The organism is [Clostridium] symbiosum ATCC 14940 (assembly GCF_000466485.1).
In the GTDB taxonomy this organism is placed as follows: domain Bacteria; phylum Bacillota; class Clostridia; order Lachnospirales; family Lachnospiraceae; genus Otoolea; species Otoolea symbiosa.
This window is the reverse complement of the sequence record NZ_KE993011.1, coordinates 1-15394: the sequence shown is the minus strand read 5'-3', so window position 1 is coordinate 15394 and position 15394 is coordinate 1. Positions and strand designations below refer to the sequence as shown.

The 15394-nt window shown below is 48.2% G+C and carries 14 protein-coding genes; 11 read left to right on the top strand and 3 right to left on the bottom strand.

Translation table 11 applies throughout. From position 1 onward, the window contains the following. Nucleotides 1-154: 154 nt before the first annotated feature. From CLOSYM_RS18735 to CLOSYM_RS18720, 4 genes are all read left to right on the top strand, one after another. On the top strand, nt 155-1258 hold the full coding sequence (locus CLOSYM_RS18735) for a DUF917 domain-containing protein (protein WP_021643361.1): 1104 nt from the start codon (nt 155-157) through the stop codon (nt 1256-1258). Next, nucleotides 1251-2618 (top strand): purine-cytosine permease family protein, encoded by a 1368-nt coding sequence (locus CLOSYM_RS18730; protein WP_242828704.1) that lies wholly within the window; start codon nt 1251-1253, stop codon nt 2616-2618. The genes CLOSYM_RS18735 and CLOSYM_RS18730 overlap by 8 nt, the downstream gene beginning before the upstream one ends. A gap of 148 nt (nt 2619-2766) precedes the next feature. Beyond that, nucleotides 2767-4164 (top strand): DUF2812 domain-containing protein, encoded by a 1398-nt coding sequence (locus tag CLOSYM_RS18725; protein WP_021643359.1) that lies wholly within the window; start codon nt 2767-2769, stop codon nt 4162-4164. Between the two features lie 39 nt (nt 4165-4203). Further along, nucleotides 4204-4998 carry an MBL fold metallo-hydrolase gene (locus tag CLOSYM_RS18720; RefSeq protein WP_181900366.1) on the top strand — a complete coding sequence of 265 codons (795 nt, stop codon included), beginning with the start codon at nt 4204-4206 and terminating at the stop codon, nt 4996-4998. An 18-nt stretch (nt 4999-5016) separates the two neighbouring features. On the opposite strand, the gene CLOSYM_RS18715 is transcribed toward CLOSYM_RS18720, so the two are convergent. Then, complete coding sequence (locus CLOSYM_RS18715; protein ID WP_003497315.1) at nt 5017-5658, bottom strand: Crp/Fnr family transcriptional regulator; 642 nt, start codon at nt 5656-5658, stop codon at nt 5017-5019. Between the two features lie 147 nt (nt 5659-5805). Here CLOSYM_RS18715 and CLOSYM_RS18710 point away from each other — a divergent pair, with 147 nt between their 5' ends. The 6 genes from CLOSYM_RS18710 (at nt 5806) to CLOSYM_RS18685 (ending at nt 11079) form a co-directional block, all read left to right on the top strand. Continuing rightward, nucleotides 5806-6708 carry a DMT family transporter gene (locus CLOSYM_RS18710; RefSeq protein ID WP_044902875.1) on the top strand — a complete coding sequence of 301 codons (903 nt, stop codon included), beginning with the start codon at nt 5806-5808 and terminating at the stop codon, nt 6706-6708. Between the two features lie 62 nt (nt 6709-6770). Next, nucleotides 6771-7550 (top strand): GNAT family N-acetyltransferase, encoded by a 780-nt coding sequence (locus CLOSYM_RS18705; RefSeq protein ID WP_044902873.1) that lies wholly within the window; start codon nt 6771-6773, stop codon nt 7548-7550. 146 nt (nt 7551-7696) lie between these two features. Continuing rightward, a complete protein-coding gene (locus tag CLOSYM_RS18700; protein WP_003497307.1) occupies nt 7697-7906 on the top strand; it encodes a FeoA family protein in 210 nt (69 codons plus the stop codon). A gap of 71 nt (nt 7907-7977) precedes the next feature. Beyond that, the gene (locus CLOSYM_RS18695) at nt 7978-8208 is read left to right on the top strand and encodes a FeoA family protein (RefSeq protein WP_003497298.1); all 231 of its coding nucleotides are present in this window, start codon (nt 7978-7980) and stop codon (nt 8206-8208) included. Between the two features lie 129 nt (nt 8209-8337). Continuing rightward, nucleotides 8338-10524: a ferrous iron transport protein B gene (gene feoB, locus CLOSYM_RS18690; protein ID WP_021643353.1), complete on the top strand. Its 2187-nt coding sequence runs from the start codon at nt 8338-8340 to the stop codon at nt 10522-10524. A gap of 132 nt (nt 10525-10656) precedes the next feature. Next, a complete protein-coding gene (locus CLOSYM_RS18685; protein ID WP_044902871.1) occupies nt 10657-11079 on the top strand; it encodes a FeoB-associated Cys-rich membrane protein in 423 nt (140 codons plus the stop codon). A gap of 71 nt (nt 11080-11150) precedes the next feature. On the opposite strand, the gene CLOSYM_RS18680 is transcribed toward CLOSYM_RS18685, so the two are convergent. After that, nucleotides 11151-12470: a YjiH family protein gene (locus tag CLOSYM_RS18680; RefSeq protein WP_003497292.1), complete on the bottom strand. Its 1320-nt coding sequence runs from the start codon at nt 12468-12470 to the stop codon at nt 11151-11153. 226 nt (nt 12471-12696) lie between these two features. Here CLOSYM_RS18680 and CLOSYM_RS18675 point away from each other — a divergent pair, with 226 nt between their 5' ends. Continuing rightward, a complete protein-coding gene (locus CLOSYM_RS18675) occupies nt 12697-14523 on the top strand; it encodes a sensor histidine kinase (RefSeq protein WP_021643351.1) in 1827 nt (608 codons plus the stop codon). Here the strand turns inward: CLOSYM_RS18675 and CLOSYM_RS18670 are convergent. Beyond that, on the bottom strand, nt 14516-15196 hold the full coding sequence (locus CLOSYM_RS18670; RefSeq protein ID WP_009297476.1) for a response regulator transcription factor: 681 nt from the start codon (nt 15194-15196) through the stop codon (nt 14516-14518). The genes CLOSYM_RS18675 and CLOSYM_RS18670 overlap by 8 nt on opposite strands. Nucleotides 15197-15394: the final 198 nt, after the last annotated feature.

The window sequence follows — 15394 nt, the reverse complement described above, 5'->3', positions numbered from 1 at the left end:
TATTTTGTACTGTACTATAATGAAGTGATAAAGGACGACTGATATAATTACACTATCCGGCTAACTGTTGGGCAGTAGTTGTTTTTCGGGAAAACGGATACCTGTGGCTTTGATATAGGATAAGGGGTTAGATTAAAAGAAGGAGGAGAAAATCATGAGAAGGCTGGATTACCAGGAGGTCAGCGATATATTGACAGGATGCACAATCCTTGGGACAGGAGGGGGCGGTTCGCTTCAGAGCGGGCTTGCGGCTGTTGAAAAAGAATTTGGGGAGGGAAAAGAGTTTAAACTGCTGGAGTTTCATGAGATTCAGGATGAGGCCTGGTTTACCAATCCTTATTTCTGCGGTTCCATCATGCCGGAAGGACAGGAGGTTCAGATTACGGGGGAGGAAATTCCGTCGGCCGTAAGGGCGCTCGAGGAGCATATGGGCGTCGCCTTTGACGGACTTGTTTCTATAGAATACGGCGGAGGCAATACCGGCGAGGCGATGGCTGCGGCCGCACATCTTGGAAAATATATGGTGGACGCGGACGCGGCGGGGCGGGCTGTCCCGGAGCTTCAGTTTTCTACCTACTATGTGATGGAACAGCCGATCACGCCTTTTTCCGTAACTACACAGTACGGCGATGTGGTGATTGTTAAAAAGGTTGACAGCGATGCCCGCGCGGAGGCTTTATCGCGTTTTATGGCAGTTGGCTCCGACAACCTGGTGGGAATGGCGGATCATCCAATCCAGGGAAGGAACTTAAAAAAGGCGGTTGTCCCGTCGGCGCTCACCTATGCGGAGCAGGTGGGAAAAGCCAGAAGACAGGCCTGTGCGGAGGGGAGAGATCCCATATCTGCAATCCTTAAGGCCGCAGAGGGAAGACTGCTGTTTGAAGGGAATGTGACAGGTGATACGAACTGGGAAATCAAGGACGGCTTTACGCTGGGAAACATCTTTCTTCAGGGCAGTGGTGATTATAAAAACTCGGTCGGAAGAGTTTGGTATAAGAATGAAAATATGATATTCTGGATAGATGAAGAGGTGAAGCTGACCTGTCCGGATTTGATCTGCATAGTGGAGAGAAAGACCGGCATGCCTGTGACAAACCCCAACTGTACGGAGGGAATGGAGCTTTGTGTACTGGGATTTAAGTGTCATGAGCTGTGGAGGACGAAGCGGGGGCTTGAGATTCTGAATCCGGAATTCTTTGGCTTTGACATGGAATGCCGTTTTTTGGACGGCCAGGAGGGAGGAAATGCAGATGGGTGAAAAGAATCGGGAAAATTCGTTATCAGAGATATTCAATGACTATGAAAAAACTCCGGTGCCTCCGAAAGCCAGGCAGACCTGGTTTGAGCAGGGCATGGTCTGGCTCGGCTCCGGCTTCGGCCTGAGCGGCCTGGCGACGGGCGGCCTTCTTGCCAACGGCCTGTCGTTTAAAGAGATGCTGCTGGTCAGTGTGCTGGGGTCGTTAATTATCACGCTTCTTGGGATGCTGAATGCCATCGTGAGTACGCATCTCCATTTATCCACGTCATTTACAGCCAGAAGGCCGTTCGGACGCCAGGGAGCGAAGATAATCGGCATTATCCTGTGCTTTTCCAACTTTGGCTGGTACGCATTCCAGGCGGATCTGTTCGGCAATACGGTTTCCTCTATTATAAGAGAAGTGAGGGGAACTGCGATCAATCCCGTTATTTTTACGATTATCGGCGGACTGGCCATGTCGCTCACCGCCATTATGGGTTTTAAAGCTATTAAAAAACTCAGCGAGATCGGACTTCCGCTTTTATTCGTCCTGTGTATCGTGGCAGTGTGGAAAACAGCCGGTATCATTCCGATGAGCAGTATATTGGAGGCCGGGCCTGTAGGAGAACCGATCACAATTCCGATGGGAATCTCTATCGTGGTGGGAAGCTTTGCGGTGGGGATTGCGATGATAGGCGATTTCAGCCGTTTTTCTACCACGAAGAAGGACTGTGCCATCGGAGTCAGCATCGGCCATTTCTGGGGCTATATCCCGGTACTGATGTGCGGAGCATTCTTTAACTATGCTTTCCACAACTGGAATATTGTGGAGATAATGATAGAGTCCCTGGGACTTGGCTTTTTCGGAGCCGTCGTCCTGATTATCGGCCAGTGGACCACCAATGACAACAACCTGTATACGAGTGTACTGGGACTGATGAATACACTGGACGGTGTGGTGAAAATCTCCCGCATGAAGCTGACCTTTATTGTCGGCATTATCAGCACAATGATTGCCGGACTCGGCGTGTATAAATACTTTGTGAACTTTTTAAGCCTGCTTGGTGTATTCATCGCGCCAAACACGGGTATACTGATTGCCGATTTCTATCTGTGCAACAGAAAGAGCTATGACAAAGAGGGCGACGGCGGCGTGGAGGGATGTAAATACGGCGCTCTGGCTTCATGGGCTATTGCCTCTTTTGTGGGAATTACAATGACTGCAAAACCGGTGGGACTGGGCTGGTTTACCTCCTTCGGTGATATCGTTCCGACCCCGATTGTATGCATTATCGTTGCCGTTCTCTGTTATTGTACGGCAGAAAAAATGTCCGTAAAGCAAAGCGTGGCGGCGCCGGAGGTATCGGCGGCGGAAGAATAGGTAAGTGAAGAAAATGTAAGAAAACATCAAATATTGTAAGGACTTTCCATTTTCCTGATGTGATAAAATAATATTAGGAAATCAGCGGACAGTTTATCTGCCAGGGGCAGAAGTTTCATTGCCCCGCAGGCGGAAGGGAGGTCTTTGCATGGGATTGGTGAAAGAATACGATACATATCCGATACCGTACAGCCTGGTTGAGACAGAACGGCTGGAACGTTTTTTCGAACAGAAGGCGGCGGAGGGCCATCTGATTAAGAATCTTTGTTTTGGTTACGGCAGAGGAAGCTTTCAGCAGGTGATGATGGGGAAGTATCAATTTTCGATCGGCATATTTGACAGAGAGGTGACGAAGGAGGTGGAGCGTTCGGAGCGTTTTCTGGAGTTCCGGCAGCGATGGGAAGAAAACGGCTGGGAATATAATGCTCCGCTGAAAAATCTTGTTACTTTTTACAGTAAAGGGGACGTCCGTCCGCCTGTGCCCTATACGGTATATTCCCCCTGCCGTCCGGATGGGCCTTATGAAGTGACGGTGAAAGAGGAAAATAAGGCGCTGCTCACCATGGCTGCATTTAATTTGCTGCTTGCGATTCCCTATTTCCTGATTTTTCGTTTAAGATCACCGGGAATCAGTAAATATTTCGGCATATGGGAAAACCTGGCCTGCCTGTTTTTTTCACTTTTACTTTACTGGATTTGGCTTACTGCAGGCCTGAGTATTAAATTAAGACAGAGGAGGGCGCTGCGCTATAAAGAAGAGACGGGAAGTATCCCTGACTTTATCCTGTTTTGGGACGAGCCTGCGCTGAATGCCGCAGGCTGTCTGCCGTTTGCCGTTCCAATGCTGATATGCGGGGTGAGGGAACTGGCGCAGGTGTCCAGCCTGCTTTCAGTCCTGGCGGTTCTGAGCGCCCTGTTGATTCTGGTATTTTTATACAGGGATTACAGAAAAGGCGTCGTCAGATACAGAGGACTGAAACGGAGCGCGGTTCTCCTCCCGGCCCTTCTGATTATAGCCGCCTTTTACCTGTATCCGTATAAAAATGATTACCGTTTCCAGACCAAAGACTCAGAGTGGAATTATGAAGAGCCGTCGGTAAAAAATCCTGTTTTTCTCCTGGGGATGAGTCCCGCTGATCTGGGCTGGGGAACGACAGAACACAGCTTTTATATCGAACCGTCCAATCTCGCCTGTAAATCGGAGCTCATCATTTACAATGAGGGAAAAGCAGCAGCACCGGTTAACAGCCGAACGCCGGAATATGCAAAAAGACTGAGATATATCGGAACCGTGAGAGCCGAACTGAGAAATGAAAAATATCTGGACCGCTATCTGGCTCAGAAAGAGATTTCCCTGGACGGCAGCATTCTGCTGGACACGGGCGGTGAAATGAAGTATTATCTTACTCAGACAGGGAAAGAGATTGTCGGGCTGAGAGGGACAGATATCGTTATTTACTTTCTCAACAGTTACGATGAGCGTACTTTTTCCCCGGACGACAGCAGGTTTCTGGCAAAGATCAATTGGCTGGAACAGCAGAAATAATAGTGGGATGAGGTGGATGAGATAGAAATCAGGGTTCTAATGGATAACAATACATATATCGATCAGTATTATCTGGGAGAGCCGGCGGTGAGTTATTATATAGAAGCGGACGGCTGCCGGATTCTCTTTGACACGGGATATTCCCAGGCATTTATAACGAATGCCGGGCAGATGGGAATCCCGCTTGAGGAGATAACGCACCTCGTCTTCTCTCACGGACATAATGATCATACGAGAGGATTTTACTGGCTGGAAAAACAAGCTGACTTAAAGAAGGTGGAGATTATCGCCCATCCGGAGTGCTTTAATCCGAAGCTTGATGACAGCGGCCTGGAGATAGGCTCACCGCTTCGGGAAGATAAGGTGAAAAAAGCAGGGAGATACAGACCCTCCGGGATGCCGTACCGGATAAGTGATAAGTGTATATTTTTAGGTGAGATTCCGGCGCGCAATGATTTTGAAATCAGGAGTTCCATCGGAACACAGAAGATACGGAGTAAATGGGAACGCGATTATGTGATGGATGATTCGGCCTTGGCGCTCAAGACGCAAGAGGGGCTGTTCATCGTGACCGGCTGTTCCCACAGCGGAATCTGCAATATCGCGGAATATGCGATGGAGGTCTGCGGCGAGAGGCGCATTGCCGGTATATTGGGCGGTTTTCACCTTTTTGAGACAGACAGCCGCCTGGAGAAGACGGTGGAATACCTGGCGAAGCTCGGTATAAAATCCTTCTATCCCTGTCACTGCGTCTCATTCAGGGCGAAGGCGAGAATGAATGAAACGCTTCCGGTCGAGGAGGTCGGTGTGGGGCTTGCAATCTCCTTAAAATAACAGACTGTTGGACACCGGTCAGGTAAACAGGCTTTCGAGGCCCGCCCGGCCGGTGACTGTTATTTTCCGGTATCCAAGCTCTATATAACCGGCGTCGCAAAATTCATTCAGGATCTTTGTCACAGTTACCCGGCTCAGTCCGACGCAGATCGCCAGTTCTTCATGCGAATAGGGGAGGGTAGAGCCAATAATCCCCTTGTCGGGATTTGGCGTCTCAGTCTCGTCGAGGAGGAAGCTGGCAACCTTTTGGTGCCGGTTATAGAGTGTCAGGCGTCTTACCTGGCTGCAGAGGTAGTTGCAGGTGTCGGTGAGAAGCTGAAAGAGGATGAGGCACAGTTCTTCCGACTGCATCAGGTATGGCATAAGGCTTTTCGTCGTACAGGAGATAAGTTGTACTTCCGGTACGGCGCTGACGGTTGTGGGACGCGAGGACTGCGCCAGGAAAGAGGAGTCCCCTATCAGCCGTCCTGCTCCGGCGACTGCCAGCGTCACTTCCCTGCCGTCGTCGGCTATATAATAAATGCGGACGCGGCCTTTTTTGATCAGATAGATGGTCCCGGACGGTTCGCCCTGCATGTAGATAAGCCCCCCGGGGGGAATGGTTCGCGTAATCCCCGCTTGTTCAAAGTAACAGAACAGGGATTCAGGCACTTTTATCATGGATGTCTCCTTTCAAAACCGGTATTGAATTACATATCCTGTATAATTGTAACACAGATTACAGTTTGCCGGAAGCCCCTGTATTATACTGTGATAACAGTGAACTACTGGTTAAAAAATATATGATAACGACAGGGAGACATGGGGATGAAAAAAGAATATATTCTGGCCGGGGGGACAATCATGCTGTGGGGGATGATGCCGCCGTTTACCAAGCTATTGCTGAGTGGGTTAAGCAATGCAAAAACCGTATTTATCAGTTCGATGATTGCCTTTATTTTTATGGCCGTCCTGAACCTGGCATGCGGAAATTTAAAACGGTTTCTGCAATATAGGCCAAAAGATTATGTGAAAATGATTGCGCTTGGATTTATGGGGAAATTTCTCTATTCGGTTCTGTATTTTTACGGACTGTCCGGGCTGGCGGCCGGCGATGCCTGTATCATTAATTACCTTTGGCCTGTGATGACTGTGGTGTTTTCATGCTTATGGCTGGGAGAGAGGTTTACCTGGCGCAAGAGTATGGCGATTTTCGCTTCATTTTCGGGCGTGGTTCTGGTGGCGTCGAAGGGCAGCATGGAAGGGCTTTTGTCGGGGAATCTGCGGGGAATTGTAAGCTGCGTGGCGGCGGCTGTCTGTTACGGAGCTTTTAACGTGCTGAACAAAAAGGAAAATAGGGATCAGTTTGTCAGTATGACGGTCTATTTTTTCTCAGCCGCTCTGTTTTCGGGGATTTGGTTTCTGGCGGAGGGAGAATCCATCGCTTTGACCGGGTCGCAGACCGCCGGAATTATATGGCTGGGAGTCTTTATGGATGCGGCAGCATTTTTGATGTGGGCCCTGGCGCTCCAGAATGGGGATACGGCCAAACTTTCCAACTTTGCATATATTACGCCGTTCATGGCGGTATTGTATTCGGCACTGTTCCTGAACGAGCCGGTTGATCGGTATTCAGTTATCGGACTGCTGCTGATCATGGGCGGAATATTTGTCCAGATGGGAGGCTCAGAGAGGGGCGCCTCTTTGTTCAAACGAAAACGTATTGCCTGACAAAAGACGTAAGACAGAAAAACAATATAAAAATACGGATGACTTGACAGAGGATGGAAGAGATGGAGATATATAAAATAACGGACAAGAATCTAATAAAGCTGGTACCGCTGTTTGAAGGCTGGGAGGAGACCATGATCCGGTCGGTTCTACAGGGTGAAATGGGCAGTGCGTGGGCGGACTCGGCTGTCCATCCGAGTTCCGCCATGCTGTTCATTGCCGACTTCTGCTTTTTCGCGGGCGCGCCGTGCCGGGAGCTGGCCGCCAGGTGGATGGAGGAAAAGGGCCGTTTTACAATTATGGTCCCCCAGAACGGGCAGTGGTCGTCGGTGATTAGACAGGTTTACAAAGACGCGGCAAAACCTATTGTGCGCTACGCGCTGAAAAAAGAGTATGATATATTTGACCGTGAAAAGTTAATGAAGATGTCGCGGATACTGCCGGCCGGATATGAAATCAGAATGATAGACGAGAGGATATACTATATGGCAGGAAAAGAGGAGTGGTCGTCTGATCTCTGTTCGCAGTTTCCGACGTTTGCCGATTACAGGGAGCGGGGAATCGGAACGGCTGTGCTCTTTGACGGTACGCTGGCTGCCGGAGCTTCTTCCTATACGGTTTATCAGGGCGGTATTGAAATCGAGATCGATACAAAGGAGGAACACCGCCGCCGGGGACTTGCCCGGGCATGCGCCGCCAGGCTGATTCTGGAGTGTCTGGACAGAGGGCTGTATCCCGCCTGGGACGCACACAACAAGGCATCACTGGCCCTGGCCCTGAAGCTGGGATACCATTTTGACAAGGAGTATGAGGCATTTGAAATCTGTAAACAGGACAGTTGACGGCTGTTCAATTATTATATTAAAAAAAACATTGACAATAAAGTTAGTATGTGCTAACCTTATTTATGGGTTAGAAAGAACTAATTTTGGTTTGTGTGTCCTAATGTCATGCGTGAAAAGGTGATGATATGGAAAGGGAGGTAAATATGCCAATCTCAATGGGTATGGTAGGTTCATCCTACACAATAAAGAAAGTGAGCGGAAATTCCGACGTGCGTTCCCATCTTCATTCAATGGGATTTAATGAAGGCACTTCTGTGAAGCTGATTACACAGCTTAATGGTGACGTTATCGTCCATGTGAAAGAATCCAGAGTGGCAATCAATAAAGAGCAGGCCAGACACATCCTGGTATGATTCGTATGTCAGATGCGATTAATAGTTGATATAAAAGAGATAATGGAAGATTGACGGGAAGGAGTATCATAATGACACTGAAAGAAGCAAAAGTGGGTTCCACTGTAAAAGTAGTCAAGATTCACGGGGAGGGGGCCTATAAACGGCGTATTATGGATATGGGCATCACGAAGGGAAGCGAGATTTATGTGAGAAAAGTGGCGCCTTTAGGAGATCCGGTTGAAGTAACCGTCAGGGGATATGAGCTTTCTCTGCGAAAGGATGATGCTGACTGTGTGGATATTGAGGAAATAAGCGCCTGAGACACGGCAGCATAAAATTTTAATGAATGGTTAGCTTCGAATAACTAATATTGTCAGGTAAATAAAGTAACAGTTCATGCTGTCTGAACGGTTACTAAATAAATGTGAGAATGGCAGGAGGATGAAAAAATGGCAATACATATTGCATTGGCAGGCAACCCAAACTGCGGTAAAACAACTATGTTTAACGCACTTACGGGAGCAAATCAGTATGTTGGAAACTGGCCGGGAGTAACGGTTGAGAAGAAGACAGGGAAACTGAAAGAGAGTAAGACAGGAGAGGAAGTGAATATCACCGATCTTCCGGGGATCTATTCCCTTTCTCCATACACACTGGAGGAGGTTGTTTCCAGGGACTTTATTTTAAATGAGAAACCGGACGTTATTATCGATCTGGTGGATGCGACTAATATTGAAAGAAACCTGTATCTGACGACGCAGCTTCTTGAAACCGGAATTCCGGTGGTGCTTGCCCTCAATATGGCTGATCTGATGAGGAAAAATGACATCAGGATTGATGTGGAGGCATTATCAAAGAAACTGGGCTGCCCGATTGTTGAGACGTCCGCTCTCAGGAAGACGGGCCTTAAGGAAGTGGTGGAAGAGGCGGTCGGCGCGGCAAAGAAGGCGCAGGAACCTGAACTTCGTCCCATCTTTGACAACTGGGTTGAGTCGAGAGTGGAACAGATTGAATCCGAACTTCCCGCAGGCGTGCCGGAAGGTGAAAAAAGGTGGTATGCCATCAAGCTGCTGGAACAGGATAGTAAAGTTCTGGAACAGTTTGGGCTGGCAGCCGGAAACCGGTATTCTAAATATGCCGGTGAACTTGAAAAAGAATATGACGATGACGCTGAATCCGTCATCACGGATCAGAGATACCAGTATATTCAGAAGCTGATTGAAGCGACGGTTAAGAAACCGGCGGCTAAAATGAGTGTTTCAGACAGGATTGACAGCATTGTCACAAACAGGATTCTGGGAATCCCGATTTTTGTCCTTGTTATGTGGGGTGTTTACTATGTTTCCGTAACAACACTGGGAACTCTTGTGACTGACTGGACCAATGACACCTTTGTAGCCGCTGTCCAGGGATGGGCCGGAGGGCTGCTTGAAACGGCCGGTGCATCGGTACTGATGACCAGCCTCGTTGTGGACGGAATTATAGGCGGCGTCGGAGCTGTTCTCGGATTTGTTCCACAGATGGCGATCCTGTTCCTCTTCCTGTCCATTTTGGAAGACTGCGGCTACATGGTGCGTATCGCATTTGTAATGGATCGCGTATTCCGCCATTTCGGACTTTCCGGCAAGAGCTTTATCCCGCTGCTGATTTCATCCGGCTGCGGAATTCCGGGCATTATGGCATCTAAGACGATTGAGCAGGATAACGACAGGCGTCTTACCATTATGACGGCTACCTTTGTACCCTGCGGCGCAAAACTTCCGGTTATTGCCCTGATGGGAGGCGTTATGGCCGGCCATATGTCAGGCAGCGCGGCTATCGGCGGTATGATGGCGCCTCTCATGTACTTCCTCGGAATTGGAGCAGTACTTGTCTCGGCTATCATGTTAAAGAAGACAAAACCATTTTCCGGCAAACCGGCTCCTTTTGTAATGGAGCTTCCGGCTTACCATATTCCTTCCGCAAAGACGGTGCTTCTCCATGTCTGGGAGCGTCTGAAAGGATTTATCATCAAAGCGGGAACCATTCTGTTCCTGGCTTGTGTAGTAATGTGGGCGTTATCAACCTTTGGCTTTGAGAACGGGGCTTTCGGCATTGTGGAAGAGTCCTCCGCTTCTCTTCTCTCCGTAATTGGCGGAGCGATTGCAATTGTGTTCCGTCCGCTCGGCTTTGGCGAGTGGCAGCCGGTGGCGGCTTCGATTTCCGGCTTTACGGCAAAAGAAGCGATCGTAAGTACGATGGGAGTTCTGGCCAATGTATCGGAGGAACTTTCCGAGGATCCGGATGCAGTTGCGGCAGCTATCCAGTCATGGTTCCCGTCCGCGGTTGCAGCCTTCTCCTTCCTGGTATTTAACCTTCTGGATTCACCGTGCCTGGCGGCGATTGCCACGATGGCGCAGCAGTTCCAGTCCAGGAAATGGTTCTGGTTTGCCATTCTTTACCAGAACATCTTTGCCTATGTCGTTGCCCTGTGCATTTATCAGCTGGGCGGTCTGGCAGCCGGCGTTGTAGCGTTTAACGTGTGGACCGTTATTGCATTAATCTGTCTGGCATTTATGCTCTTTATGCTGTTCAGGCCGGATCCGTACAGGGCTCAGAAGTCTTATGCAAGAAGCTCGGTGGAAGCGGCTTCCTGATTTTATATTTTGCCGGAGTGATAATCTATAAAGTATATGATATAATAAAAAAGACGGTTACCCGTCATGCAAAGAAACGAAACTGACGAATATGAACGGTATCGGTACAGATACCAGAAAAGAGGATGCGGTATGCATACAATTGATATTATCATCTTAACAGTGGTAGCGGCTCTGCTGCTTCTGGCACTCCGCTCCACTCTGAGGCATTACGGCGGCAAGGGAGGCGGCTGCTGCGGTTGTTCCGGCTGTTCGGGAGGAAGCTCTTCCTGCAGCGCCGGAGGCAGTGTGGAGCCGTTTATGGCTGCCGGGAAACCGGCAGGTACGGACACTCTCTCCAAAACGCTTCAGATTGAAGGAATGCACTGCGGCGCTTGCAAACAGTCCGTGGAGAGCGCCCTGGCCGGAATAAACGGAGTTGTCTTTACCGATGTTAACCTTGAAAAGGGAACGGCAAAGGTGGTGATGAGAGAAAATGTGGAGGATGCCCTTTTTAGAGAAGCCGTGGAAGACAAAGGATTTGAGTTAAAGGGGATTCTGAAGGCGGGTACTTAAACGCAGCATTAAAATAAAAGTAGAAACGGCGCAGGATTTTGAGTCCTGCGCCGTTTGCCGGTATATACACCTTAAAAAAGCAGGTGTACGACCGGAGCTGCCAAAATAAGTGAAAGTACAACCCTCTCAAACCAGATGATCAGTATATCCTTCAGGCTGAGCTTGATATCCGTTCCGAGGATACACGGAATAGATGCCGAGAAGAACAGAATCTCGGAAACACATACGATTGCAATGACTGCCTGTGTGGCCGGAGTAGCTGTGGCTACGATATTGGCCGGCAGGAACATCTCTGCAAGGCTGATTGCACAGCCCTTTGCAACCATAGCTGCTTCGGAGCCAAAGCCCAAAAGCATGGTGAACGGGAGGAAAAGATATCCCAGAATGTCAAATACCGGTGTGAAGGCCGCAAGTACAAGTCCGAGGAAACCGATTGCCATCAGGGTAGGGCCGATGTTAAGAGCCATGTTCAGGCCGTCCACAAAGTTTTTGACAAGACCGTCCACAAATTTAGGAGCGCGTGAACAGGCATGTAACCCCTCGTCAAAGGCGGTGGAAACAAGCTTGCCTTTTTCTACTTTCGGTTCTGGAGTTACTTCCATGTTGTTATATCCCTTATCAGATTTTTTGCACAGCGGATAGATTCGTGTAGTAATGGCTGTAACAACAAAGGTGATAATCAGCGTGGTCCAGAAATACAGGTTCCAGTGATCCATAAGACCAAGCGTCTTTGCTACGACGATCATAAAGGTGGCGGATACGGTGGAGAAGCCAGTGGCAATAATGCTGGCCTCTTTTTCGGAATAAAAGCCTTCCTTGTATACACGGTTTGTAATCAGCAGTCCCACGGAGTAGCTTCCCACGAAGGAGGCAACCGCATCGACGGCAGAACGTCCCGGCGTCTTCCAGATTGGTCTCATAACCGGTTTCATAAATACACCGATAAATTCCATGAGTCCGTAGTTAATCAGGAAGGACAGGAATACGGCCCCTACCGGTACAAGAATCGTGACCGGGATTACCACTTTATTAAATACGAAAGGCAGCATATCCGGGGTGTGGAAGCTTTCCGGCCCCCAGCCGAAGATGGCCATTCCGACGACTCCGATACCGATTACTTTGAAGATTGAGAAAATAGTTGTTACGGCATCCTTGTTCCAGGTTTTCCGGACAAACGGAAGAATGGCGCCCACGACAACGATCAGGCCCGCATAAACTACTTCAAAATAAGGAATCGAGCGGAGTCCTGTTACAATATGGTCAATGGGAATTGAACTTTTTCCGCCTACGCTGATGGTAACAAAAAACATAAAAATGCCAATCAGGTTCAACAGGATGAATTTCAATACATTCGAACTGCTTCTTGCATTATCTGTCATATTCTTTTCCATATCTTGTTCCCCTTTGCTTAAAATTTAATTTGATACGTATCATGTGAATAAAGTATAACAGAAATAAAAAAACAAATAAGCTTTTACACAATATTAACAGCTAACATCCATGAGAATGCCATTATTTTATATGAAATATACATAAAACTACTGATTTTACCGCCTAAATTGGGCGAAAGGTAGTAAGATTGTTAAAAGTATGATAAAATTGAGCTGGAATTAAGGAATGATTTATAAGAATAAAAGGAAAAAGGGTATTACTTCTATGAAAATGAACCTGAAAAATAAAATCACGTTTAATATCTGCGTTATCGTTACCTTGTCTCTGGTCGTAATGTGTACATCTCTCTACGCCATGTCGGCTTCAATCCTCAGTGAGGATTCCAATACCTTTACCGAGGTTCAGATTATGAGGGCGCAGGAAAAGATAGAGCTTCAGGTCGATAAGATAAGGCTGGAAACCCTGGCGCTTTCCAGAGAACAGCGGGTGCGGAATTTCTTTAAAGGAGAACTGGGTACGGATGAGCTGAACCGCTTCCTGACGGATACAATGGAGGCTATGAACCGGGAGTCGGAGAGCTATTATTATAAAGACTTGTTTTGTCTGGGAATGGACGGGGTAATTATATCATCAACCATGCCAAATGCCATGTATGTGGATCTTTCGAGCAGGAAATATGTCCAGGACAGTTTTAAGAAAAGCACGACAGAGACAAGTGATATTCTGATTGCTCTGACGGATCAGGCAAGCATTGTCAATACGACTCATCCCATATTTGACGAGAACGGCCAGATGCTGGGGCTGTTCGGCATTGCCATCCGGGCGGAAAAATTTGTGGGATTTATCAAGAATTATGCGATTGGAGAGAGCGGATATTTTTCCATTGTGGATTCAAACGGCCTTATTCTGTCCCACCGGGAACCGGAGCAGATCGGGAAACCGGCCGTCGATGTGCTTCCTTTTTTCAGCGATATGAGCGGGGAGGATACAGGGGAAATCTATAAGCATGTAGATCGTGAATACGTCTGTTCCTATAAAAAAATGGATCAGAATGACTGGATTCTCTACACCCTGATGCCCAAGAGGGAGCTGGCTGCAAAATCACTGCAGCTTTTAAAATCCGTTATCATATTCGGGACAATCATTTCCGGCTGTGCTATTTTTGCCAGTATTTACTTCTCAAATAAAATTTCCTCTCCGATTGACAGCATCACGCAGTATATTAACAGCGCGGAGAGCGGGAACGAGATTTTGGGCAATTCGATCAGCGAGACAATTGAAAACATAAAGACGAACAATTTTGATAAGGAGGCGCACGCGCTGATTCAGAAATCCAGGAAGCTGACGGCGTCGCTGGAGATGAAATCTTACCTGACAGCCCGCTTCCTGTCTGCACTGTCCCACGATATCAGGACTTCGCTGACACTGATTAAAGGATATTCGAAGGGGATTTTATCCGGTCTTGTGGAGGATGAGGAGACAAAGGAGAGGTTTATCCAGGAAATCTACAGAAGCGCCGACACGCTGGAGCGGATTTCCTACGATGTTCTGGACAGCACCTATGAGGCGCAGAACAGTGAGCAGATAAAGATGGAGCCGGTATCCGCAGAGACGTTCTGTGAATCTCTCTATCAGAACGCGCAGGCTTATGTGGAGAATTCAGACCGGTTATTTGAAGGAAGTCTTGAGAAGGTGGAAGGAGAGCTGTATATCAGCGATGTGAAAATCCTTCGTGTATGGCAGAATATGCTGAGCAACGCAGTAAAATATTCGGCGCCCTATTCAACGGTTACGATACGGATCGCCTTGGAAAACGGAAAATTCCTGTTCCAGGTATCGGATCAGGGGGCGGGAATCTGCGAAGAGGAGCAGGAGTATATCTTTGATATGTTTTATAAAGGTGATCCGACCCAGAAGGAGAGCTACGGCCTTGGACTTTATGTGTCAAAACAGATTCTGGAAGCCCATGGTTCCCGGATGTGTTTTTATTCCGTTCCGGGAGAGGGCAGCACATTCTGGTTTGAACTTCCGGCCGGAAGCAGAGCTATTTAAGCTCTGCCTCAAACATATAGCCGACGCTCCGGATTGATTTGATATAGCCTTCTCCTACGCCCAGCTTCAGGCGGAGACGCTTTATGTAGGTATTTACGATATTTTCATCGTAAAGATCGCTTTCCCACACATCGACCAGGATTTGTTTCCTGCTGACCGCATTAAACGCATGATCAACGAGGTAAAGTAAAAGGCGGAATTCCGTATTGGACAAACGGATTTCCTCGTCATCCTTTGTGACCCGGTAGGCGCTCCGGTATATCTTATAGCCATCAAATTCAATCGGCGTTTCCATGGTCCGGGATGCCTTGAACCGTTCCGTGCGCCCGATATGGGCGCGTACTCTGGCGAGCAGCTCCACCGGATCGAAGGGTTTGACTATGTAATCATCGGCGCCGGCGCCCAGGGCCTCCACCTTGTCAAAGGAGGCGGCGTTGGCGCTCAGCATGATGATAGGAACATTTCCCTGTTTCCGGATCCGCCTGCACACCTCCACTCCGTCCATTCCCTGCATATTGATATCCAGGATAATGAGATCCACCGTCTCATCATAGAGCGCGAGTGCATCCTTGCCGTTTCCGGCGCACAGGGTCTGGAAATTATAGAGCTTCATATATTCTTCCAGCATTCTCACGACACGCTTGTCGTCATCTACAATCAATATCTTTTTCATGGATACATTCCCCTTTAATATGATAAGCTGTAACAGTTCAGACAGCATGAACTGTTATGTTCACACCCCGCGGAACATTACCGTGTTAACAGTAACATCTTTTACTCTTATTATAGAAAGGTTTCTCCTGGAAAGCAAGAGGCGGAGTTGTGCAATGTGACTGTTCGATGGAGATTTAGTTAAGCAGGTGAGGACGCC